The 22643-nt window shown below is 67.1% G+C and carries 15 protein-coding genes; 8 read left to right on the plus strand and 7 right to left on the minus strand.

Going from position 1 to position 22643, the window contains the following annotated elements; translation table 11 throughout:
• Positions 1 to 3: 3 nt before the first annotated feature.
• The gene (locus tag IPG97_05865) at positions 4 to 756 is read right to left on the minus strand and encodes a DUF2786 domain-containing protein (protein ID MBK6856083.1); all 753 of its coding nucleotides are present in this window, start codon (positions 754 to 756) and stop codon (positions 4 to 6) included.
• Between the two features lie 224 nt (positions 757 to 980).
• Between IPG97_05865 and IPG97_05870 the strand changes: the two genes are divergently transcribed.
• The gene (locus tag IPG97_05870; protein ID MBK6856084.1) at positions 981 to 3302 is read left to right on the plus strand and encodes an EAL domain-containing protein; all 2322 of its coding nucleotides are present in this window, start codon (positions 981 to 983) and stop codon (positions 3300 to 3302) included.
• A gap of 126 nt (positions 3303 to 3428) precedes the next feature.
• Here the strand turns inward: IPG97_05870 and IPG97_05875 are convergent, their stop codons facing one another.
• A complete protein-coding gene (locus IPG97_05875) occupies positions 3429 to 6065 on the minus strand; it encodes a penicillin acylase family protein (protein ID MBK6856085.1) in 2637 nt (878 codons plus the stop codon).
• 179 nt (positions 6066 to 6244) lie between these two features.
• Between IPG97_05875 and IPG97_05880 the strand changes: the two genes are divergently transcribed.
• Complete coding sequence (locus tag IPG97_05880; protein ID MBK6856086.1) at positions 6245 to 8587, plus strand: MMPL family transporter; 2343 nt, start codon at positions 6245 to 6247, stop codon at positions 8585 to 8587.
• 10 nt (positions 8588 to 8597) lie between these two features.
• On the opposite strand, the gene IPG97_05885 is transcribed toward IPG97_05880, so the two are convergent.
• Positions 8598 to 10877, minus strand: a complete 2280-nt coding sequence (locus tag IPG97_05885; protein MBK6856087.1) for a TM0106 family RecB-like putative nuclease — start codon at positions 10875 to 10877, stop codon at positions 8598 to 8600.
• A 326-nt stretch (positions 10878 to 11203) separates the two neighbouring features.
• Here IPG97_05885 and IPG97_05890 point away from each other — a divergent pair, with 326 nt between their 5' ends.
• Complete coding sequence (locus IPG97_05890; GenBank protein ID MBK6856088.1) at positions 11204 to 12154, plus strand: TIGR03621 family F420-dependent LLM class oxidoreductase; 951 nt, start codon at positions 11204 to 11206, stop codon at positions 12152 to 12154.
• Between the two features lie 43 nt (positions 12155 to 12197).
• Here the strand turns inward: IPG97_05890 and IPG97_05895 are convergent, their stop codons facing one another.
• Together IPG97_05895 and IPG97_05900 are read right to left on the minus strand one after the other, a co-directional pair.
• Positions 12198 to 13730: a site-specific DNA-methyltransferase gene (locus IPG97_05895; GenBank protein MBK6856089.1), complete on the minus strand. Its 1533-nt coding sequence runs from the start codon at positions 13728 to 13730 to the stop codon at positions 12198 to 12200.
• The gene (locus IPG97_05900; GenBank protein MBK6856090.1) at positions 13727 to 13930 is read right to left on the minus strand and encodes a toxin-antitoxin system HicB family antitoxin; all 204 of its coding nucleotides are present in this window, start codon (positions 13928 to 13930) and stop codon (positions 13727 to 13729) included. Before IPG97_05900 ends, IPG97_05895 begins: the two co-directional genes overlap by 4 nt.
• 445 nt (positions 13931 to 14375) lie before the next feature.
• Between IPG97_05900 and IPG97_05905 the strand changes: the two genes are divergently transcribed.
• Positions 14376 to 15137, plus strand: a complete 762-nt coding sequence (locus tag IPG97_05905) for an alpha/beta fold hydrolase (protein ID MBK6856091.1) — start codon at positions 14376 to 14378, stop codon at positions 15135 to 15137.
• Positions 15138 to 15269: 132 nt separating this feature from the next.
• Here IPG97_05905 and IPG97_05910 read toward each other — a convergent pair whose 3' ends face one another.
• Positions 15270 to 16445 carry a ferredoxin--NADP reductase gene (locus tag IPG97_05910; GenBank protein MBK6856092.1) on the minus strand — a complete coding sequence of 392 codons (1176 nt, stop codon included), beginning with the start codon at positions 16443 to 16445 and terminating at the stop codon, positions 15270 to 15272.
• Positions 16446 to 17244: 799 nt separating this feature from the next.
• On the opposite strand from IPG97_05910, the gene IPG97_05915 reads away from it, so the two are divergent.
• The gene (locus tag IPG97_05915) at positions 17245 to 18465 is read left to right on the plus strand and encodes an alpha/beta fold hydrolase (protein MBK6856093.1); all 1221 of its coding nucleotides are present in this window, start codon (positions 17245 to 17247) and stop codon (positions 18463 to 18465) included.
• A 172-nt stretch (positions 18466 to 18637) separates the two neighbouring features.
• On the plus strand, positions 18638 to 19324 hold the full coding sequence (locus tag IPG97_05920) for a helix-turn-helix transcriptional regulator (GenBank protein ID MBK6856094.1): 687 nt from the start codon (positions 18638 to 18640) through the stop codon (positions 19322 to 19324).
• A 116-nt stretch (positions 19325 to 19440) separates the two neighbouring features.
• Here the strand turns inward: IPG97_05920 and IPG97_05925 are convergent, their stop codons facing one another.
• Positions 19441 to 20913, minus strand: coding sequence for an amidohydrolase family protein (locus IPG97_05925; GenBank protein MBK6856095.1), 1473 nt, complete (start codon positions 20911 to 20913; stop codon positions 19441 to 19443).
• 202 nt (positions 20914 to 21115) lie between these two features.
• Here IPG97_05925 and IPG97_05930 point away from each other — a divergent pair, with 202 nt between their 5' ends.
• Positions 21116 to 21625 (plus strand): sigma-70 family RNA polymerase sigma factor, encoded by a 510-nt coding sequence (locus tag IPG97_05930; protein ID MBK6856096.1) that lies wholly within the window; start codon positions 21116 to 21118, stop codon positions 21623 to 21625.
• A complete protein-coding gene (locus tag IPG97_05935; protein ID MBK6856097.1) occupies positions 21618 to 22475 on the plus strand; it encodes a hypothetical protein in 858 nt (285 codons plus the stop codon). The genes IPG97_05930 and IPG97_05935 overlap by 8 nt, the downstream gene beginning before the upstream one ends.
• Positions 22476 to 22643: the final 168 nt, after the last annotated feature.

Genomic DNA, 22643 nt, shown 5'->3' on the forward strand with positions numbered 1-22643 from the left:
CGCTCAGCCCGCCCCGAGGGCTCGACTCGACGACCCGAGGCCGCGCTGACCCAGCCCGGCCCGATCAGCAGCCGACCGCCCGCTGCGCCAGCCTGCGCCCGAGGATGCCGAGAGTCTCGCCGTACGGGTGCGAGGGTAGGCCTCTCGTAAAGCCTCATCTACCGCGGCGTCTCGGTCGGCCAGCATCAAGGCCACCCCGGACCCGCCCACCGCGGCGGCTTCGGCACGGGCCTTCTCGCCGGCCTCTCTGAGGCGCTGACCGACCCTGGTGGCATAGGACAGCAGGAAGGCGTGACGAAAACGCCTGGGTGTGTCTCCCGGCGGTACCGGAGCGGCCACCATGGCCCGAACCGCTTGGACCGAGAGGCTGGCGAAGAGGGTCTCGACGTTGGCCAGTTCACCCCGATGGCCGAACACGTGACATATCTGGGTGCCAGCCGCACCACCTAGGTAAACGGTGCGGCAACTGTTGGCCGCCGACACCGCGCCCAGCAGGGTGCGCTTGGCGCTGGCGTAGGGCGCGTCGATCGTGATCTTGAGGGTGGTGACCGATTCGGAGGCAGTGGCGGAACCTCGGCCAGCCTCGACCATCGCTTCTGAGATGGCGTGGCGGGACATGAGGTCCTGGGCCTTGGCCAGCAACGCTTCGGCCTCTTGTGGGAACTCGGTACGTTCGGCCTTGGCCAGCAGGGCCTGAACCCGGCCCAGCCAGGCTTGGCCGTTGGTGGTGGGGGAGGGGGGGTTGGGTGTGGTCATGGTGGTCCTTGGGGTGCGGGCAGAGCCCGACGACACGACCGGGGAGGCGGCAACCATCTTCTCAGGTGGCAGTGACGATGAAGCCGGACGTACCTCGTCACTCGACCTCGGAACGTCGATGGACCTCGATGGTCCACCTCTGCCTCGGATGGCTGCTGACGTTTCCGGCGCACGAGACCGGCCGGAGGTCTAGCCTGCGGTCACCTTCGGGGAAGGGGAACCCCATGGATCATCCGATGCAGCCCAATGGCGGCAGCGTTGGCGACGCCGCGGTCTTCACGACGCCTTGGACCGGACCCGGAGAACCCACTGATCCGGTCACCGAGGTCACCCTGAGTCCCGCGGCGTTCCGGTCTCTGTTCGACTATCTCTCTGAGACCGTCATATGCATGGACGGCGATGGCCTGGCCAGCTTTGTCAGCGGAGGAGTGCGGGGCTTGTTGGGCTATGACCCCGACAGCCTCCTGGGCAAGGACCTGTTCAGCTTCGTCCACCCCGACGACCTGCCGGTGGTGGCGGCCGGGCTGGCCCGATGGGATGGACGTCGAGGCACGCCGTTGGGACACCGCATCCGGGCTCGGACCGCCGACGGCACGTGGCGCGAGGTCTGCTACGACGCCCAGATCGGGGTGGACATGGGGACGCTGGGGTCCATTGTCATCACCCTCTACGACCCGGCCGACCGGAGCGAGGAGGTTCGAAGGCTCCGCTATCGCCTACTCGTCGAGGACCGTCTGTCCCGGCTGGCGTCCATCGTGCTGCACGCGCCCACGTCCCGCTTCGAGGATGCACTGGACGAGGCCGCTCGAGAGGTCGGGACCTTGGACTGGGTCGGGCGGGTGTCGGTGTGGACGGTGGATCCCCACGAGCGAGATCGCTTGGTCAAGCGGGCCGAGTCGGCCGCTCCCACTTCGGCTCCAAGCTTCGGGCTGTCCAGATCGTTCCACCTCGACAGCTTCCCGGCGCTGAGACGAGTGTTGGATGGAGTGGAGCTGCACCTCGACGCCGCCAACGTCTCGGCCGCTCCGCTCTCCGACCAGGAGCGCAAGGCGTTCAACAACTTCGGGCTCCAGTCGATGCTGGTGGTACCGCTGCTGGCCGAGGACACGTTCCTCGGCATCCTTCTGCTGGAGTCGATCACGGGAGACGTGGCCCACGACTCGATAACCACCGCCACCGCCCGAGCAGCGGCCACCTTCCTGGCCGGTGCCCTCCAGCGAAACCAGGCCGAACGCCTGCTGGCCGAGCACGCCCACACCGACAGGGTGACGGGGCTGGGAAACCGGTGGGCGTTCGATGATGCCCTCCACCAAGCCTTGACCAGTCTCAACGGTGACCGCAGCGCGGGTTTCGGCCTGGCTCTGGTGGACCTGGACCGGTTCAAGCTGGTCAACGAGGCCTTGGGCCACGCCGCCGGTGATCGCCTGCTCAAGAAGATCGCCGACCGGCTGACCGGCGCCGCTGACGATCACACCGTCCTGGGCCGCTTGGGCGGGGATGAGCTCTTGGTGTTGATCGACCGATCCCCGACGGTGCACAGCACCCGCGAACGGGTGAACCGGCTTCTCCAGAGCTTGGCCACCCCGTTCGACGTTGACGGTCACGCCATGGGGGTGACAGCCAGCGTCGGCGTGGTTCACGTGGCCGAGGCCGCGGCCGCGGGACCAGGAGAGCTGCTACGCCGAGCCGATGTGGCCATGTATCGAGCCAAGGCCCGCGGTGGCAACGCCGTCGAGATGGACAACCCCTATGAGCAGGGCGACGACGGCGCCACCCTCAGACGAGAGGCCGAGTTGCGCGACGCGTTGAGCCGCCGGGCATTGGAGGTTCACTTCCAGGGTGAATGGGACCTCGAGACTGGGAGGCTGGTCGGGGCCGAGGCGTTGGTGCGCTGGCCCCACCCCACCCTCGGGTTGTTGTCGGCCGGGCAGTTCGTGCCGTTGGCCGAGGAGCGCGGCCTCATCACCGAATTGAGCTGGATGGTGCTGCGCGAAGCATGCCGGACGGCGGCAGCGTGGACATCGACCGTCGCCTCCGACGGTTTCGTGCTGCGGGTGAACGTGGCCGCAGATCAGCTCCGCAACCGCGATTTCGCCGATCGGGTGGTCGAGACCCTCCATGACGTCGGGTATCCGCCCGAACTGTTGTGCCTGGAACTGACCGAGAGCACACTGCTGTCTGACCCCAAGGGCTCTGCTGAGCTCTTCAACCAGCTACGCGGCAACGGGATCGGGTTGGCCATCGACGACTTCGGTACCGGCTACTCGTCGATGCTCCAGCTCAAGCAGTTGCCGCTGACCGCGCTGAAGATCGACCGCTCGTTCGTCACCGGTCTCCCGGCTACGTCAATCGATCGGGCCGTGGTCCGTACCGCAGTTCAGTTGGCGGAGGCACTCGATGCGTCGGTCACCGCCGAAGGGGTGGAGCGACCAGATCAGGTCACGGCCTTGGTGGAACTGGGTTGTACCCGGGCCCAAGGGTTCCTGTTGGCCCGTCCCGAACCCGCAGCCGAGTTCGAACGCCGCGTGCTGTCCAGCTGCGCCTAGGAGGCGAGCCGACCCATAGGCACGGCATGGTTGAACCGTGGCGGAGCCTCGGTCTGATCAACCTGGTCGCGACGACGACTGGACCTATCCGCTCGGGCCCTTGTGCATGGCCCTGGGGGGTTTGGATCAGCCTCTGACCGTGAGGGTGGAGCGGGTGCCCTTGGCTATGTCGGCCTCGCGGAACTCGATGGGACGCCACTTCTTGTCCCGGAATGCCTCGGTGGCTTCGGTGAACACCGGGTCGGCTGGATTCTCGGTGTCGCTGTAGACGAGGAAGGCCTGGGCCTCGGGGCCATCCTTTCCGTAGGCGAGGGTCATGAAGAACGAGCTTCCGAACGTGATGGGAGTTCCCACCTCGCCGTCCATCCGGTACAGCGCCGAGTTGGCCACCAACGGCTCCAGCTTTCGGTTGGTCATGGCCGGGTCGAGGATCGTGCCGGGGCGTCCGCTGGTGGACACCACGTTGGTGGTGCCATCCACGCCGGTGCCGCCGTGGACCGGGATCCGCTGCCCGTTGCGCATCGTGAACTGGACATCACCGAGCTTGGCGCTCGGCTCGAAGCCGGCCACCTCCAGCGCTTGAACGGCGCGGGCCAGGTTCACCAGCACCGGGTCCGGAGCTCCTGGCGGGGCAGGGGCTAGGCCCGATGGCGTGTCCAGCGGGCGGGTGGGATCGAAGGGCTGGGCCCACAGCGTGCCGCTTCCGGTGTCGTACTGGTCCTTGGCCGGGAACTTGAGGATGAACTCACGCCATAGCGGGGCGCCGGCGCTGTCCAAGTCGTAGACCCCGTTCCAGCCGGCCAGCACGTCGCAGGCCTCGGTGATGTCGATGGTTGCCGCGGGGAGCCCCTCCGCGGTCTCGGTGCCTTCCATGGCAGGGATTGCGACCGGGCCGGCGGCGGCCTGGCATCGGGTCACCACCGGTTCGAGCAGGGCCCGAGCCGTGAAGCCGACGTTGTCTATGGCGGCGGCGGCCAGTTCGTCGAGGTCGAAGGTGCCGTCCTCGCCCGAGGCCCCGAAAGATGTGGTGTCGTCGAGCACCGTGGCGTTCTCACGGGTACGAACCGACCGCACCGTTTCCTGACGACCGTGCAGCGGTGAGTAGTCACCCGACAGCAAGGCCGAGGCGTGGGGCATCCAGAACGAGTCGTTGGCGTTGAACACGTAGTCGGAGCGCTCGACTCGAGGCTGACGTGAGGCGGGAACCAGACCGGGGTCTCGGGCACCGGGTTCGTCAACCCACTCGAACATCGGGTCTGACCCGTCGAGGAGGATGGCTCGGCTATCGGCCGCCACCTTCACGATGGGATCGGTGGCCAGGGACGCCTCGTAGGCGGCCAATGCCTCCTCGGACAGGTTGGGGGTGGCCGACGTGTCGGCGTACCAGGCCCGTCCGTCGGCCGAAGTGGCGACGGTGTTGAACAGCGGGACCCCGTTGGCGGTGGTCATCACATCGACGAAATCGTCGAAGGACTTGGCTTCGAGCATCCCGAAGTACTGGGTGACGAACTCGTCGTTGTCGATGTTGGCGTCGCGGTAGGTGATGGTGGCCGTGTCGGACCAACCGAATCCGGGGAAGTTGATGATCGGTCCGTAGTGGCTGGCCCAGGTCGTGTGTTCTTGGGTCTGCACCTTTCCGTCCTCACCCTTCACCTCGATGTCGAAGGTGGTGGGGGTCATCTCCCGCCACTCATCGCCGTAGCGGTAGGTGGTGGGCGATCCGGGTTGGAGCTCGAGGCGGTAGGCGGTGAAGCGGCTACCGGCGGACACGGTGTGGGTCCAGGCGAACTGGTCGGTGAAGCCGATGCCGATGCCAGGCAGCCCAGCCAACTGAACGCCGTAGACGTCGGGCCCATCGTTGACGGTGAGATGTGACTCCCAGAAGCGAAGCTCGCCCTCCCACGGGAAGTGGGGGTTGGCCACCAGCATCCCGCCACCGGAGGTGGAGCGGTCCGCACCGATGGCCCAGCCGTTGGACCCGATCTCGGCCGGTGCCGCTATCGACACCGACTCGGCGAACCGGCTCAGGTCGACCTGGTCGGAGGCGGCGGTGAGGTCGCGGGTTCCCGGTGCTGTCGTGGACGGCGTCGGAGCGGTGGTTGTGGTCGAAGAGGTCGGGGCGGGAGCGGTGGCAGGTGCGGACGTAGTGGTGGCGTCCCCGGCGGGCGAGCCGGGCGGCACGGCATCTGCGATGTAGCGGGCGAGCTGGCCGCTGCTGGCCAACAGGATCACCGAGCGGGCATAGGCGTAGGCATCGGATGCCTTGATCTCCTGCACCCAAGGTTGGCCCTTGCACCAGCCTTCGATCTTGTCGACTCCGGTTTCGTTCAGGTGCAGGTTCCAGCCCGCAGTGAACGCCTCGAACAGGGCCTGGTCGTCGGGGTCGACGTCGGCCCACTCCTCGGTGGCCTTCTGGTGGATGCCGATGGTCCGCCACGCGATGTCGGAGTCGAGGTGCACGTTCTCTTCGCCCGCCCCGAACCACTTGGAGCGCTCGCCCTTGATCTTCACCACTTGGTCGGCGAGGTCACAGGTGTGATCCTCGCCGTTGGCATAGCCCTGACCGAAGGCCACGTCCGCGATCGAGTCCCCGCTGATGTGGGGTACTCCGCCGCTGGCCCGCCTGATGGTGGCCTCGTAGCGGTCACCCGAACCGATCAGCTCGCCGCCGTCGACGGGTCGGGTCGTCGACGCCGGCTTGTCGTCACCGTTGTCGGAGCAGCCAGCGACCCCACCCAGCAGGAGGAGCGCGGCGGCGGTCACGGCTGCGGCCCCCCGATGCCGTGGCGATCGGGTCCGGGAGAGGTGGCTGGTCACGAGTTCTGTCCCCTGTTATGTGTCGGATCCCGGACGTCGAAGGCTCGAAGTTGGGTATCTGCACCAGGGACGGTAGACCGTTGCGGCCACATCTGTCATCGGATGCCACAAACCCGGTAGGAGCCATGCACCAGGAGACCGCCACCGACCGTTCCAGCCTGTTTCGTCTGGGACGTTGGTGCTATCGCCGTCATCGCCGCGTCCTAGTGGGTTGGGTCGGCATGATCATCATCTTCGGTGCCGCCACCGCTTCGGTCGGAACCGGATACTCCTCCAGCTTCGGCGACTTCCAGAGTGAAGCCACCCGTGGCTTCGACTTGGTGGAGAAGGGGTTCGGGGGCGAGTCGGCCGGAGAGCGAGGAACCATTGTGTTCGTCGCCGAAGGCGGGCTCGACGATCCCGCGGCCCGCGCCGCCATCACTGAAATGGTGGAGGCGGCCGACGCCATCGAAGGCCTCGAGGTCACCAGTCCCTTCGACAACCCCACCCAGGTGGTGGCCGATGGTCCGCTGGCGGGGAAGTTGGGCTACGCCGACGTCCAGTTCGCGTCCACGATCACCGACTTCGCAGATATGCAAGCCATCGGCAAGAAGGTCAGGCTCCTGGTCCCGGCCGCCGAGAAGGCCGGGTTGCGCGTCGAGTTGGGGGGCCAGGTATTCGGGGAGTTCGAACCGCCCGAGTCAGAGGTGCTGGGGCTCGGATTCGCCATCGTCATCTTGATCTTGGCCTTCGGATCGGTTCTGGCCATGGGTTTGCCGATCGGCATGGCGGTGGCCGGCATCGCCTCGGGGGTGATGGTCGTGGGCCTGGTCTCAAACGTGATGACCATGCCCGACTTCACCTCGACCATCGCCGTGATGCTGGGCCTGGGGGTGGGCATCGACTACGCCCTGTTCATCGTCACCCGGTTCCGTGAGGACCTTCACCGGGGGATGCCGGGCGAGGAAGCCGCCGGTCATGCCATCGACACCGCCGGTCGGGCGGTGATCTTCGCCGGGATCACCGTCATCATCTCGGTCCTGGGCATGATCGTCATGGGCCTGGGATTCATCCGCGGCCTCGGCGTCGGATCGGCCATCGCCGTGGCCTTCACCCTGGCGGCGTCCATCACCCTCCTGCCTGCGCTGCTCGGCTTCGCTGGCTCCAAGCTGGAGGTCACGCGGCGCCGAGGCCTGGTCGCCGCCGGCCTGGTGGCGGTGGCCCTGGTGGGTCTGGGACTCGGGTTCCCGGCCGCGGCTGGGGCCCTCGGTCTGGCGGTACTCGTCTTGGTCGTGGGCACGTTCATCCCGGCCCTGCACCAGCCGCTCGAACCCCGACCACCCCGGGACCCGCGGACCACGTTCTGGTATCGCTTCGCTGGTTTCGTCCAGCGTCGGCCGTGGCCCATCGCCATCGGCGGTCTCGCCCTCCTCGCCTTCTTGGCCATCCCCGTCCTCAGCCTGCGCCTGGGCTTTTCCGACGAGGGCAACTACCCCGAGCACACCACCACCCGCCAGGCCTACGACCTGTTGGCCGAAGGGTTCGGTCCCGGGTTCAACGGTCCGCTCCTGCTGGTCAGCGAGGTTCCGGACGGGACCGATCCCAAGGCGCTCGAAGCGGTGTCGAGGGCGGTGGCGGCCACCGACGGCATCGCCTTCGTGTCTCCGGCCATGACGTCCCAGGACGGCACCGTTGCCCGCTGGTTCGCCATCCCCGAGACTGCCCCTCAGGACGCCGCCACCTATTCGCTGGTGCGCGAACTGCGTGACACCGTCTTGGAGGACGCGACCAAGGGAACCGGTCTGGATGTGTTGGTGTCGTCGGGCACGGCCATCGGCGTCGACTTCTCGGAATACCTGGCCGAGCGGTACCCGATCTTCTTCGGCGTGATCCTCGGTTTGTCGTTCATCTTGTTGATGGCGGTGTTCCGATCGATCCTGGTTCCGCTCAAGGCGGTGTTCGTCAACCTGCTGTCCATCGGGGCGGCCTACGGCGTGGCCGTTGCCGTCTTCTCGTGGGGCTGGGGTGGATCGTTGATCGGTGTGTCTGGAGGTGGACCGATCGAACCGTTCATCCCGATGATGCTGTTCGCCATCGTCTTCGGGTTGTCCATGGACTACGAGGTCTTCCTGCTGTCTCGGATCAAGGAGGAATACGACCGGACCGGAGACAACGCCTCGGCGGTGGGAGACGGGTTGGCTCTGACCGCCCGCGTCATCACCGCCGCCGCCCTGATCATGGTGGTGGTGTTCGGCTCGTTCCTGCTGGAGACCGACCGGGTGGTGAAGCTGATGGGGCTGGGTCTGGCCACCGCGGTGCTTCTCGACGCCACCGTGGTCCGGATGTTGCTGGTCCCCGCCACCATGGAACTGCTCGGCGACCGGAACTGGTGGCTTCCCCGCTGGTTAGACCGGATCCTGCCGGTGATCCATGTGGAAGCACCACCCGATCACGTCGACGTGGCCAACCGGACCACCGATCTCGGTTGACGCCCCAGCGTCAGGGCTGGGACGGCTCTACCCAGTCTGCGATCGAGGGGAGCTCGGCTCGGGCCAACCAGTGCCGCACGGCGTGGGTGGCCCGTACGTCGTCTTCGTTGTAGTTGAGCAACCGTTGGCGGTTGCTGGCTCGAACCGCGGGATCGGGGTGGGTGACGGCGTTGCGGTGCCAAGACATCGACTGGAGCCCGCCAGCGTCGGGATCTCTCCATGAGAACCCGGCCAAGGGGGCGATCCGCTTCAGACCCAGGCCGTGACCCACCACCAAGGACGCCCGAACCAGTTGGTAGAGGTCGACCCAGTCCGGTGAGGAGACGAGGGCCTCGACCGAATCGATGATGGTGGGGTCTGGACCGGCTGGGGCTTCGGTGAGGATCTGAACCATCTTCTGGTGCTCGGCCGAGGTGTAGCAGTAGGCCGCGAAGGTGAGGCCGGCGGCACTGCATCGTTCACGGAGGTCGGTCAGCCAATCCCAGAACCGTTGGAACACCGCGAGTTGGACCGAGGGATCTACCGCTGACCACGAGTAGAAGGGTCGGTAGCCCCGGTCGACCCCCACCGCAGACAGGGTGTCGGCCGCGCCGGAGACAAGTGTCCCCCACAGGTATACGCCGTCCTCGACGTTCTCCATGTCTACGTCGACTTCCACGTCGGCCAGGCGAACCGAAGGACGACGGAGCCCGCGGGCCAAGAAGGGGGTGCCGCTGACCGTGGCGCGGGCCTCGTCGATGACGGTGGGTAGATGTCCGCATTGCGAACCGCTGTAGGACGCGGTCAAGGTGTCGACCCGGGACAGGTCGGCCACGGTGATGATGCCGAGCGAACGAAGCCGGGCCAGGAGTACCTCACCGCCGAAGATCGGTGAGGGATGGTCTGGTGAGCCGCCGTTCGGCATCGAGCCCGAGGCGGGATCCGAGGTTGGGACGGGAGCTGGGGCGGCTAGCCCGGTCGCCTCGTCGGGATCCAGTGGAGGGGCGAGGTCTTCGCCGTCGGCTCGCAGGGGACTGGGATCTTCGGCGGGTCCGTAGCCTCCGAGAGGCAAGGCCAGCTGGATCCCTCGGGTCGAGGGCGAGGCGGACGTGGGGTCTGGGCTGTCTGGGTCGAGCGGTGCGTTGTCGGAGCCATCGCCAGCTCCGGCGGTGGTGGATGAGGTGCCTCGTGCCTCGTCGTCTGGGGTCGGCTTCAACAGCGGCTGGAGGTTCGCGGACGGTGGAAGCTGGCGCGCAGCCTCGATGAGAGCCGAGACATCGGTGATCTCGCTCCGAGGACCATCGCCGAAGATCAACCACGCGGTGGGCCAGTGCAGGCGAGCGACCTGACGGCGCGACTCGATCCCCCGGTCTCGGTGAGCCAGCACATGGTCGTAGGTGGAGCGGGGGATCAGCGACAGGTGGTCCTCGGCTTCGAGCTCGTCTCTGCATACCCGTTCCCAGGGGCAGGTGGCGCATTGCCCGATGCGGATGGGCACGACCCCGCGGGGTACCTCGGGGTCGCGATCACGGGCCAGTCGGTTGGCGATCACCTCCAGGCGAAAGCCGAAGGCATGGTCGTAGTGGGCCAAGGTGGTGACGGGCGTGGGCGACCACCGTGTGGACCACCGTGAATCTTCGAGGTCGACCCACCACAGGGTGCCGTCGGCGTCGACCAGGCCACCCTGGGCTCGTTGGCCGGGGGCGGTGGCCCCGGCCGCCACCAGGAGGCGCCAGCCGTGGGCGAGGGCCAATCCGTTCTCGTTGTGGCGGTTGGTGCGTGGGGCCACACCCGTCATCGGGGAGGCCTGGTCGGGGAAGGGTTGAGACAACGGCGAGCGGTACATGACCCCAGAGGTCGTCGGTCGGGTGAAGGCGTGGCGACGGATCTCCACGGGCACCCATCCGACCGGCTCTGACATGGCGGGGCGGACCAGCAGCATCGATCGACCCCGGCGCCGCCCGTCGGGGTCGTCTGGGAGTTGGGCACCAACGATGACCTGGGCACTGCCTTGGAGTGCGGCTCGTGTTTGTTCCTCACGCGTGACCCGGTCGGGTGCGTCGATCACCACGGTCTCCAGGCCACCAACTCGGGTCTGATCGGTCACTGCGGCCCAAGTGGTGAGCACGTGGGCCTGGGTCAACTCGGCACGGGTCAGCTCGGAAGGGTCGGGCTCGGCTCTTAGTGCGGCCAGTGCCGGGGCGTGGTCGAGGTCGGCCCGGACCGGGCAGCGGGTGGCCACCTGGGCCCCCTGGAGCGGCACATCGAGGACCGTCACCCCAGGGTGGGGGGTGGGGGTGCCGTAGTGCATGACCCGAAGGTACCGCCGTGCGGTGACAGGCTGTTGTCCCGTGCCTCCAAAATGGGTCCTATCGGATAGGTCCAGTCGTCGTCGCGACCAGGTGATCAGACCGAGGCTCCGCCTCGGTTTAGCCATGCCGTGCTTATGGGTCGGCTCGCCGATCTGCTCGACTCCTACGCTCGAAACGTGGAACTGATGATCAGAGTCGATGGGCGAGCCGTGGCGAATTTCAACAACATCCCCTGTGGGTGGCAACGGACCGGCGGCGCCTTGCCCCGATTGGCCGGCCCGTGCCCGGGAACGCCCAGTGCGTTGTTCGATCTGGCTGGGAACCCATGAGCAGGCCCATCCGCTTCGGAGTGGCGGCTCACGCCGTGGACGGTGCCGACACGTGGCGTGCGCTGGCCCGGCGGGTAGAGAGCCAGGGCTACGCCACCCTCCTGTTGCCCGATCACACCAACCCGCAGCTGTCGCCGATCCCGGCGTTGGTGGCGGCGGCCGCGGTGACCACCACCTTGCGGGTGGGGACCCAGGTGCTGTGCAACGACCTTCGCAACCCAACGATGACAGCCAAGGAGGTGGCCACCCTCGACGTCCTCACCGGGGGGCGGGCCGACTGGGGTATGGGGGCGGGATGGTTGCCGTCGGATTACGAGGCCACCGGCATCGCCTTCGATCCGCCTGGGGTCAGGGTCCGGCGTCTTCAGGAGTCGGTGATGTTGATCAAGGCTCTGTTCTCCGGCGACGAAGTGTCACATCGAGGCGAGTTCTACCGGGTGGATGGTCTGCGCGCGACCCCGGCCCCGGTGCAGGCCCCGCACCCGCCGCTCCTCATCGGCGCTGCCCAGCGACGCTTGTTGACGTGGGCCGGCAAGGTGGCCGACATCGTGTCGGTGGCACCGTCGTGGGAGTCCCGGCGTATCGGTGACATCCCGGCGTCGGTGTCGATCGTCGAGGGCATGGATCGTCAGATCGGCTGGGTTCGGGCCGGGGCTGAGTCGGTGGGGCGTCGCTTCGAAGACATCGAGTTGAGCGTGACGGCCATGCCGGTGACCGTGACCCCAGGTGCGGCCACCATGGAGGACTTCGGTCGAGCCGGCGCCCCGCACGGGATCTCACCGCAGGATTCGGTGGATGCTCCCTACCTGCTGGTGGGGTCGGTGGATCAGATCGCCGAGACTGTGCGCCAGCGTCACCAACGTTGGGGTGTGTCCAACTGGGTGGTACCGGTCGAGGTGGCCGACGCGTTCGCCCCGGTGGTGGAGCGGGTCCTGAGTGGAACCTAGGAACCGGAGCGGAATGGTCCGGTCGTCGTCGCTTCCGGGCTGATCAGACCGAGGCCCTGTCGGTGGGTTCGGTGGTACCGGCCAACGCGGCGAGGACGTCGGTCGCATCGGGTGCGGTCATGTCCACCACCGCCGAAACCGGGCCATCTACTCCCGAGGATTGCTTGAGAGCCTTGGCTCCCGGGGTGGAACCGGCCGGTAGGTCGGTGGTGAGGAGCACGACCGACAGCTCGGTTGCCGAGTGGAGCACCGCGGCTTGGCCCAAGGATCGCCACAGCACGTCGGAGCGCCGCAGCCCGTTGCGCGAGGTGGTCAGTCCCCCCGAAACCAGAAAGGCCCACTGGTTGTCGTGGACATCTGACGCGACCAGGTCGACTTCCACCCCGGTCCCGCGGGGCCTGGCCTTGGCGGTCACCTGGGTGAACCCGGCCTGTTCGACCATGATCCGGGCGATATCTCGAACCTGGAGACCGGCTCTTATGGCGGTTGCGACGTCGACTGGGCTTCCGTTCGTGTCGGCCTGGAGGCCGGCGAGTTCCCCGAGTGGATCGACCTCGACCAGCCGTGAGCCGTCGCGGCGGATCGGTGCCTCGATTCGACTGCCGGACGCGGCTGAGGTCGGGGTGGAGGGGTCGCCCTCGCGAGCCAGTCGGGAGTTGGCCAGGTCGATGTAGGAAGCGTCGGTGTCGAAACCGATGTAGTGGCGCCCGGATCGCACCGCTGCCAGCGCGCTGCTGCCCGACCCCATGAACGGATCGAGCACCACGTCTCCGCCGTAGGTGTAGAGGTCGATCAGCCGCTGGGGAAGTTCCACCGGGAAGGGGGCCGGGTGACCGACTCGGGTGGCGCTCTCGGTGGGTAGCTCCCACAGGTCGGTGGTAGCCTCCATGAACTCATCTCTCGAGATGGTGATGGTCGACGGCAAGCCGGCTTGTTGGCGGCGACGGGGATCTTGGGCACGGTCGAACCGCCCCTTGCTGGCGATGACGATGCGTTCGGTGACGTCGCGCAGCACCGGGTTGGACGGTCTCTGGAAGGTCCCCCAGGCACACGAGCCGCCGGCGGCGCGGCCCTTCCACCAGATCACCTCGCCCCTCAGGAGCAGGCCGAGGTCTTGGAGGATGGCGGTGACATCTCCCGAGAGTGAACGGTAGGGGCGACGACCAAGGTTGGCCACGTTCACCGCTATGCGACCACCCGGTTCCAGCACCCGGCGGCACTCGGCGAAGACGTCGTAGAGGAGCTCCAGGTATTCGAAGTAGGTGGCAGGGACCCCGTTGTGGCCGAGGCTCTGCTCGTACTGTTTGCCGGCGAAATAGGGCGGTGATGTGACCACCAGGGCCACCGAGTTGTCGGGGACCATGGTCATGGATCGGGCGTCGTGGTGGTGAATCACGTCGATCTGGCCCGGCGGGTTGACGGTGTCGTCGTCTGAGATCTCGGGGCTGATGAAGCGGTCGTAGAAGGCCCGGGCGTCGTGGCTCTCTCGTCGGCCGGACCCGAACTCGGCGGTTGCCGTGGGCCGACGGGTTCTGGGCCCAGTTCCGTTCGAGGTCTGTGGTCGGGCCGGAGTCACCGCTGAACCTCGGGTTGGGTCCTTGTGGTCTCTGCTAGCGCTGGGAGCCGGTCGAGGTATTCCTCTAGGGCGCGGGTGATCAGGAGGTTGGCCGAAACCGTCCGCTCCCGAGCTTCCTGGTGCAGGCGCTGGTGTAGCGACTCGGGAAGTCGTACTGCGGTTGGAATTCGCGGTTCGGAATAGGAGCGCGGGCGGGCCATCTGAGGACCATAACGGGGGGCAGTGACGATTCATGGGTTTTCGCGCGTTAGTACGCGCGAAAACCGTTGGGATCGGGTCCCCGAGCCGAGTGATCGCTCAGGACCCGAGCGGATCGGTCCAGTCGTCGCCGCGACCAGGTAGATCAGACCGAGGTTTCGCCTCGGTTCAACCATGCCGTGTTCATGGGGCGGCTCACCCACCCGCTCGCCTCCATGGATTCAGCCGAATCATTGCTCAGGTTCCTACCTAGCGAACCGCGACCAACACACAGGGTGGCGGAGCGGCCCGTTATCGGCGGTCTGGCTGAGATACTGAAGTTCTTTTCCTTGACAATGATCCTGTGACCACGCACGGTGGCCCAAAGGCTCCGTGCTCGGGGCCTGTGCTGAGTGATGGGGACAAGTGCCTGGGCAGCAAGTCCAGGTTCCAATGAAAAGGGGATATATGTCACCACGTCGTCTGTTCGCCGCCCTGGCTGTGCTGGCCGCTTCGCTGGTGCTAGCTACGCCAGCTACGCCAGCTCACGCTGCCGCCAAGGACCCGGTGGTGGTGGTACCGGGGTTCACCACCGGTCCTATCGCCGCGGTTGGGTATGTGCCGCTCGTCGAACGCCTGAGAAACGCGGGCTATGACGTGACCCTGCTCGTCTACCCCGACTACGGCCTGGGTGACATCAACGCCAATGCCCAACGGTTGGCCAACACCGTGGCCTCTGTCCGGGCCCGTACCGGAGCGGCCAAGGTCGACCTGGTCGCCCACTCCATGGGTGGCCTGGTCAGCCGGGCCTACGTGAAGAACCTGGGTGGTTCCTCCAACGTCGACTCGCTGATCATGATGGGCACCCCCAACTACGGCACCGACTTGGCCGTGGTGGCCAAGTTCCTCACCTTCGGAAGCTGCATTGGGATCACCGCCTGCAACCAGATGGCCCGTGGGTCGTCGTTCCTGAGCGCTCTCAATGCAGGTGACGACACCATCGGCAACGTGCGCTACACCTCCATCGCCACCAAGGTCGACGAGATCGTCTTCCCCTACTCGACGGCCTACCTGGCCAACGACGGCAACATCCGCAACGTGGCGGTGCAGGACCAGTGCTGGGCCCGCCTGCCGATGCACCTGGGTCTGATCCTGGATGGAACGGTGTTCGACGGAGTGAACGATGCCCTCAAGGGCAACTCCGTCTCCATGAACTGCTGGGCCTTGTAGGTCCGGCGGTGGCAGCCGGCTTCGGCCGGTTCCCCCCTGCTGCTGAGCAGGTGACACACGAAGGCCCGGTCCCTAGGACCGGGCCTTCGTAGTTCGTGCAAGCACTGGGCCGCAGCGGCGACAGTCCGGCTGCTACCAGTACTCCTCGTAGTGGATGTTGCCGCGCTGGTTGCGATGATCGAGGGTGAAGCCTCGGTCCACCAGGAGCTGGACCACACCGGTGGTCTCGGGGAAGGTGACCTGGCCGTCGGCCTCGGTCGGCAGGCCGATCATGGCCGGGTTGCCGCACAAGAACACATGGGTGGTGGCCGGGTCGAGGGCCACGCCGTGCTCGGTGACGAAGAGGTCTTCGGTGATCAGGTCCTGGATGTAGCGCTTGGGTACGTCGGCTTCCCTGGTGGGGAGCGGAACGTAGCGGTAATTGGGGTAGCGGTTCTCGAGCTCGCGGTGCTTGTCGAGGTATCCGAGGTCGGCCCATTGGCGCACCGTCACCGCCGAGACGATCGGGCCGTGGTGGCCCTTGCGGAGCAGCTCGGTGACCATGGCGTTGTGGGGGGCTTCTCCAGTTCCGGTGGAAAGGAGGATCACGGTTCCGGCCGGGTCGGTAACCGGAGCCAGGGTGTATCGGCCTGCAACCTTCGGGCCCAGGTAGATGCGGTCGCCGGGCTTCTTGAGGGCGAGCCTGGGGGTGAGGCCGGGCACGTTGTCGGGCGTGGGTGGCACCAAGACGATGTAGAACTCGAGCTCGTCGGCCCGGCTGTCGTCAGCCAGGTATCGGTGGTCGTCGAAGATGCGGCACGAGATCGAATACGACCGCCGGATCAGCTTGTCGAAGCGGGCATCCAGATCGGGGTCGACGGCGTCGTCCACCCGCTCTTCCCAATAGCCGAGGCCGAGCGATGCGTACTGCCCGGGGAGGTGGCTCACGGACCCGTGATCGGGCTTCACCCGCAACACCCACAGGTCTGAATGGGTGGGCTCGAAGTGGGTGATGGTGGCGTTGTAGTGCTCGGTGCGCAGTTCTTCGATCACCTCGGGGAACCCGCGGCGGCGTTCGGGTCGGACCAGCTCGGGCACGCTCACCTCGGGGAACGCGCCAGAGACGATCTCCCGGCCCACGCGCCAGCCGGGGGCGGTGGGCACGCCCTCTGGGGTTTCTTCCGGCTCGCCCAGGAACCAGACCCGGCCAGTGGCGAGAGCGGCGTCGCTAAGGCCGACCTCGGCGGTGGTGTGGGGCCGGCGTCCCGACGCGAAGACCACGTAGTCGAACTGGAGGTCTGGGGTGCGACGGTCATCGAAATCGGCCATGGGGTAGCCGTCCACCGACCGGATTGCGGTGGGCATAGACCGGTAGAGGAGGGTGGCCTGGCGCTCCAGTTCCAGGCGGTTCAGCAGGCTCTCGGCCACCGGTGACAGGCGTGACGGGTCCATGCCGCCGGCGGCCACGACCACGCCGCTGCCCTTGTCGACCAGGGTCACGGCCAACTCCACGGCATGGTCGGTGTGGCCGACCACCAACACGTCGGCGTCAGAGGGGTGATCGGGGAGGTGGTCGACGAGCACGCGCTCGCTGTCGACCACCGGCACCGGGGGCACCCAGTCCACCCGTGCCGTGCGTTCGGCGACCAGCACGGCCCGGGTGCGGTAGGTGCGCCGGGCGGTGGTGACCACCAAGACGTCGCCATCGGCGTCGATGGCCGAGACCTGCTCGCCGTAGCCCACGTCGAGGCGGTGAGGTCCCACCACATCGGGAAGGGCCAGGGCGGTCCCGGGTTCCAAGATGGTGACCCGCTGGACGCCGCACTCGCGAGCGAACACGGCGGCCGACAGTCCTCCGGCGTTGCCGCCCACGACCACCAGGTCGTGTTCGGCGCTCACAACGGGCCTCGGGGGTCGCAGGGAAGGGTGAGGAGAGCGTGCATGGGGCGAGAACCTACCGGGGAGGGACCGGTCTGGACCTGTTCGAAATTCTGACGCCGTTTCACGAACGTCACTGTTCACAGATTGCTACGGTGTGGCTGTGAGCAGTCGAGCCGAGCCCCGTCCATCAGCCCACACCGGTACCGCAGGTCGGTACCGGCCTTCGAGGGGCCTCACCCTCGGTGCCTTGCTCACGGTGTCCTCGCTGTTGGCCCTCGGTGCCTGCTCTTCTGATCCATCGGGGCCGGCGGCGACCACTGCGGGAACCGAGCCGGAGGCGACCGCTCCCAGCGGATCGGGACCGGCCGGCTCGAGAACGCCGCCCGAACAGTTCTCGGGCTCGCTGGAAGAGTTCTACGAGGTGCCCGACCCGCTGGTGGAAGGTGATCCGGGTCAGCTCATCCGGGTCCAGGACCTGGGGGAGTCAGATGGTTACCGCCACCTGAGGGTCATGTACCACTCCCGCGACGCACAGGACCAGGACCGGGCCGTCACCGGAATCGTCAGCTATCCCCAGAACCCTGCCCCCGAGGGTGGCTGGCCCGTCGTTGCCACCGCCCACGGGACCACCGGCTTGGGCACGAAGTGTGCTCCGAGCCGAACGGCCAGCGCCGCGCCCGATTACGGCATCGAAGGGGTTCGGGTGATGACCGACTACATCGGCATGGGACCGGTGGGTGAGGTTCACTCGTACCTGTCGGGCCTGAGCGAAGGCCGGTCGGTGATCGACTCGGTTCGAGCAGCCCGCCTGTTGCCCGAAGCTTCGGCCGGAGATCGTTGGGTTGTGGTCGGTCACTCTCAGGGGGGACATGCCGCGCTGTTCACCCACGAACTCGCCGAGGAGTACGCCCCTGAGCTCGATCACCTCGGCAGCGTGGTCAGCGCCCCCGCGGCCGTCCTGGACAAGCGGTTCGGACCCGATGACGAGGTCGTGCCCCGGATGGTCGCTCTCATGGGCCTCTACGGAATCGCCCAGGACCATCCCGAACTGGACCCCGACGACTATGCCGGAGATCAACTCCGAGCCAATGACCAGGTGGTGACCACCGGGTGTACCCAGGACGTGATCGATGCCTTCGTCACCATCCCGCCCGATCAGCTCTACAAGCTGAACCCCATGGATGACCCCGGGGCACGGGCCGTGGTCATGGCCAACGACCCCGCCACGGTCGCCACCGATGTGCCCATGTTGCTCCTCTACGGCGATCTCGACTGGTGGGTCGTGCCCGAGCGGGTGAAGTACCTGTTCGGACAGCTCTGCGACGGTGGGCAGAAGACCGAACTGGTCGAGGTGGTGGGGGCTGACCACGGCAACCTCTTGGCCAAGGCGGACCAGACCGTGACCTCCTGGCTGGACGACCGACTCCAAGGTGCGAACGCGACCGACTCCTGTCCGGACGCGGCCTGACCGTGGTCCCGCGGCGGTGAGGTGCGTCCACCGGCGACTGCCGATCCACGACCGGTCGCCGAGCCCGGCCTTGCGGGCGAAGTTGCGGGTCGAGGAAGGGCGCAGCCCGGTTGCGGACCAGACTGGAGTCGGTCATGTCGGCCCCGCTGGCCCGACGGTCCTAGGAGTGTGAATGCCCGCTGACACCGATGAGACCCTGACCGCACCTGAGGCCGAGGTGGAACGTCTGCCTCGAGGTCGGCACAGCCTGAGCCGCGAGGAGGTCGCGGAGCGACAGAGGAACAGGATCCTCATGGGTTTGGTCGACACCATGGCCGAGAAGGGCTTCGTGCCGACCACCGTCGCCGACGTGATCAAGGCCGCCGGTGTGTCGCGCGAGACCTTCTACCAGCTGTTCACCTCCAAGCAAGATGCCTTCATGGCTGCCTTTGACGCCGCGGCCGAGCTGGCGGTTGGAACCATGGGCGTCGATCCCGCGATGCCGGACACCCGGAGCGGCGAGCCGAACGTGGCCGGGTCAGATCACGACATCCGCCTGAAGGTGTTTGCGATGGCTTTGCAGCGCTACCTCACCAACCTGGTGGAGAACCCGGCCTTGGCCCGCATGTTCCTCATCGAGGTCTATGCCGCCGGCCCCGAGGCGCTGGAGCGAAGGCTCCAGTTCCAGGGTCGGCTGGTGGATCGCATGGTCGGAGACCTGGGGTTGGGTGAATCCAACCGGTTCGCGTGTGAACTGACGGTGGCGGCCACCGCGGCCATGGTCACCCCCCTGTTGGTTGCCGGAGACCTGGGGGCCATCGAGTCGCTCGGCCCTCGACTGGTCGAAGCTCTAGACCGCCTGGTGGTCTGGCCGGCCTGATTTTCTGACTCCGCCGAAAGGCAGAGCCTTCCGGCGGAGTTGGGTCGCCGGTCTGCCGGCCGAACACCAATGGCGGCTGCTCAGAGCCGGATCCGCCTGGCGGACCATGCCCAGGGTCAGGTCTCCAGGCCCCTTTGGTGGGCGGCTATGTGGGCGGCGGCCGCGGCGGCGGTGGTGGGCCCGTAGGTCGGGGCCGGGCCGAGTGCCATTCGGACCTGTCTCAGCTCGGCGTCGTCCACCACACACCGCCCGGGTTTGGGTTCGATGCCATACAGGGCCGCCGAGGTGAGACCAAAGATCTTGGCCTTCAGGTCGGGCGTGAGCTCTGGGTATCCATGTCGTTCTTGTAACTCGGCTGAGATCTGGAAGGTGCGCATGGCCTGGATCTGATCCTGGGGGGTGCCGAACCAGATCGAGTCTGTCCCCCACACCACCCGGTCCGGGCCGAGGTGTTTGAGCAGCTTGCCCAACACGTGCGCGGCCTCGGTCGGGTTCCCCATGAGGAACCACCAGGTACCTCCCAGCTCGGCGTACACGTTCGAGTTTGGCTCCACGCCCGCCACCTCCAGGCTGCGGATCAAGCGATCTACGCCCTGGGGGGCGGGATCGGCGGGATCATAGGGACCGACCCCGGCGCCCGGCTCGAAGCCCGAGTGGTACACCACGAAGGAGATGTCGGGGTTGCGGGCTGCGGCTGGGCCGATGTCGGCAGGATCGGCCAGTGCGGGGCTGGACCCCACGATTCCCGACAAGCCCTTGTGCGTGCAGATGATCGGCGGCCCGATCTCGCGGACGTGGTCGATGAACCGCTGTCCGATCTGAGGTCGGTTGGGGTCGTGATCGTCGAAGTAGAAGTGCGAGTCCAGCGGGGTCATCGTGTAGATCTTCCACGCAGCCAACTCGTAGTCGGCCCGCAACTCGGTCATGCCCGACAACGCGACCTCGATGGGTCCGCGGTGGGGATATGCACCACCGTGCATCAGCACCCGACCGTCGCAGCCGATGCGGGTGGCCAGATCCGCAGCCCGGGCCATCTCCGAGGCCGGGAGCGCCCCTTCCACGGCACTGGGCAGGGCCGAGAGGATGGCCATGGACGTGTCGGAGCGCACGAACATCTCCACGAAGTACGCCGACACCGTGAAGCACGTGGTCGGGTCGCCCTCAGCGATGCCCTCGGGGCAGCCGGCCTGGGGGAAGGCCCTGGTCCATCGGCCGTCGAGGGGGTCGATGTCGGCGTTCACGTAGTAGGACTGGACGTCGCAGATGAACTCGTCGCCGCTCAACTCGTGTTCGGCTCGCTCCTCGTCGAGGGTGGCCTCCGGGCTCACCTCGAAGGTGCCACCCGGTGAGGTACCTCTCGATCGCGCTTCCTCGTTGGAGCATGCGGCCAGGGTGAAGAGGGTGGCCGCGGCTCCGGACGCACCGAGCAGGAACCGGCGTCGGCTGACACCGAGCTTGCGGGCGTGGTCGTCGGCGAGGGCGTGGGTACGGCGGATCGACTCCCGTAGCAACGGGGAATGTGGGACCGGTAGGAACTCACCGTTGGAAACCGGTCCGTACTTGATGGGTAGCCACTGATCGTCGTTCACGGTGAGCCTTCCGGTGGTTCGGGACTGCCAAGACGTGGTTCGGGACGGTGCCGCGGCGGGTGGGGAGAGCCCAAGGGTGGAGCGGCCGGCGCGGAGGAGAGGCCACCCATCATTGTTGGAAATGCCCCCGGAGCGCGGTGAGGGACAAGACTGGGGCCCGGTCGTGTCAACCGAACGCGTCGTTGGCACGTCTCCAGAGCAGATGCCTGCACCGACCCGACTTCCAGAGGGCTTCGACGCCTCCTTCGATGCGCTGTTCGCACGCGCCTATCGGGTGGCTCGTCGGATCCTGGGCGACTCGGCAGCGGCCGAGGATGTGGCCGCCGAGGCCATGGCTCGCGCCTATGCCCATTGGGCCAAGATCGCCGATCAACCATGGCGTGAGGGGTGGGTGGTCCGGGTGGCAAGCAACTTGGCCCTCGATGTCGTTCGCAAGGAAGCCCGGGTCTCCAACGTCGAGATCGAGAGGGTGGTCGAAGACGACGATGTGGCCGTGCGGGTGACGCTGTCCGAAGCCCTATCTCGCCTGCCCCGCCGGCAACGGGAGGTGGTGGTGCTTCGCCACCTCGGCGGCCTGTCAGAGGCCGAGTGTGCCGATGCGTTGAGCGTGTCAACCGGGGCGGTCAAGACCCACCTGCATCGCGGTCTTGCCGCTCTGCGGGTTCGGCTCGGTCCGGTGATGAGCGCCGAGGGGGTGAGCGCCAATGGTTGATGACCAGTGGCCGGTCGCCACCTCCCGAGAAGAGATGTTGGCCCGGGTGGCGGCGCGGGGCCGTAGGATCCGAGCCACTCGCGGTGCCCTCAACGCGGTGGCGGTGTTGGCGGCCATCGGTGTGTCCAGCATCGGGGTCGGCGCTGTCGTCCAGAGGGTTTCCGACGGTACCTCCGGCACCGAGGTCGATGGAGTGGCCACCGGTCCCCAGCGCCCCGAGTTCCCCACCGACGCGGTTGGTGATCCCGATGTCGGTCCCCGCCCGACCGGCGTACCCGACGATGGTGTTGGTGAGAGCAACGGTTCGGAATCGGCTGGTTCTGGGCGGACCACCACGACCAGACCGGGGTCGTCCACCAGTGGGACCACGGCGCAGTCCACGGCGCAGTCCACGACGCCTCAGACTGGCTCGAGTTCTTCGTCCACCACCTCGACCACCCCAGGTACCACGGTGACGACGACAGTCGTGGTCACCACGACCACTGTCCCCACCGACCCCACCGGCCCTTCCGACGGTGCCACCCCCAGACCTGCGGTCGGCAACCCGAAGGCCAGGACCAGCGGACTGCCGACCAACCAGAGCATCTGCGCCGGTGAGAACGACTCGGTGGTCGTGGTCGAGATCATGGGCGCAGACTTCGCCACCCTCAGCTGGACCCAGGGCAGCGAGACCACGATGGTCCCAATGGAACGTGACGGAACCAGCTGGTGGGCTCCCATCGGCGCTGTCGACGGCCAGGTCAGCGGAGCTCCCATCATCGTGAGCATCGAGGCTCAGGGGATGGGCGGCACCGCACACGAGACCGCGGTGTTCGACGTGGTGGAGTGCACCCCCCAACCCCGGGCCTGATCCGCGCCTCTGCCGCATCCGTCTTGACCTGAGCAGGTCCGGTTGCCGGCTTGGGTCGGCTCGCAGTTCCGCTCGCTTTGTTACCGGTCACGTTGGCGCGAGGCGCCGACGACCCTAGGGTGCAGGTCGATCGTCTTGTGCGAGCGTCGACGGCCTGGGTTCGGGCCG

This window comes from Microthrixaceae bacterium (assembly GCA_016702505.1).
Taxonomy (GTDB): domain Bacteria; phylum Actinomycetota; class Acidimicrobiia; order Acidimicrobiales; family Iamiaceae; genus Aquihabitans.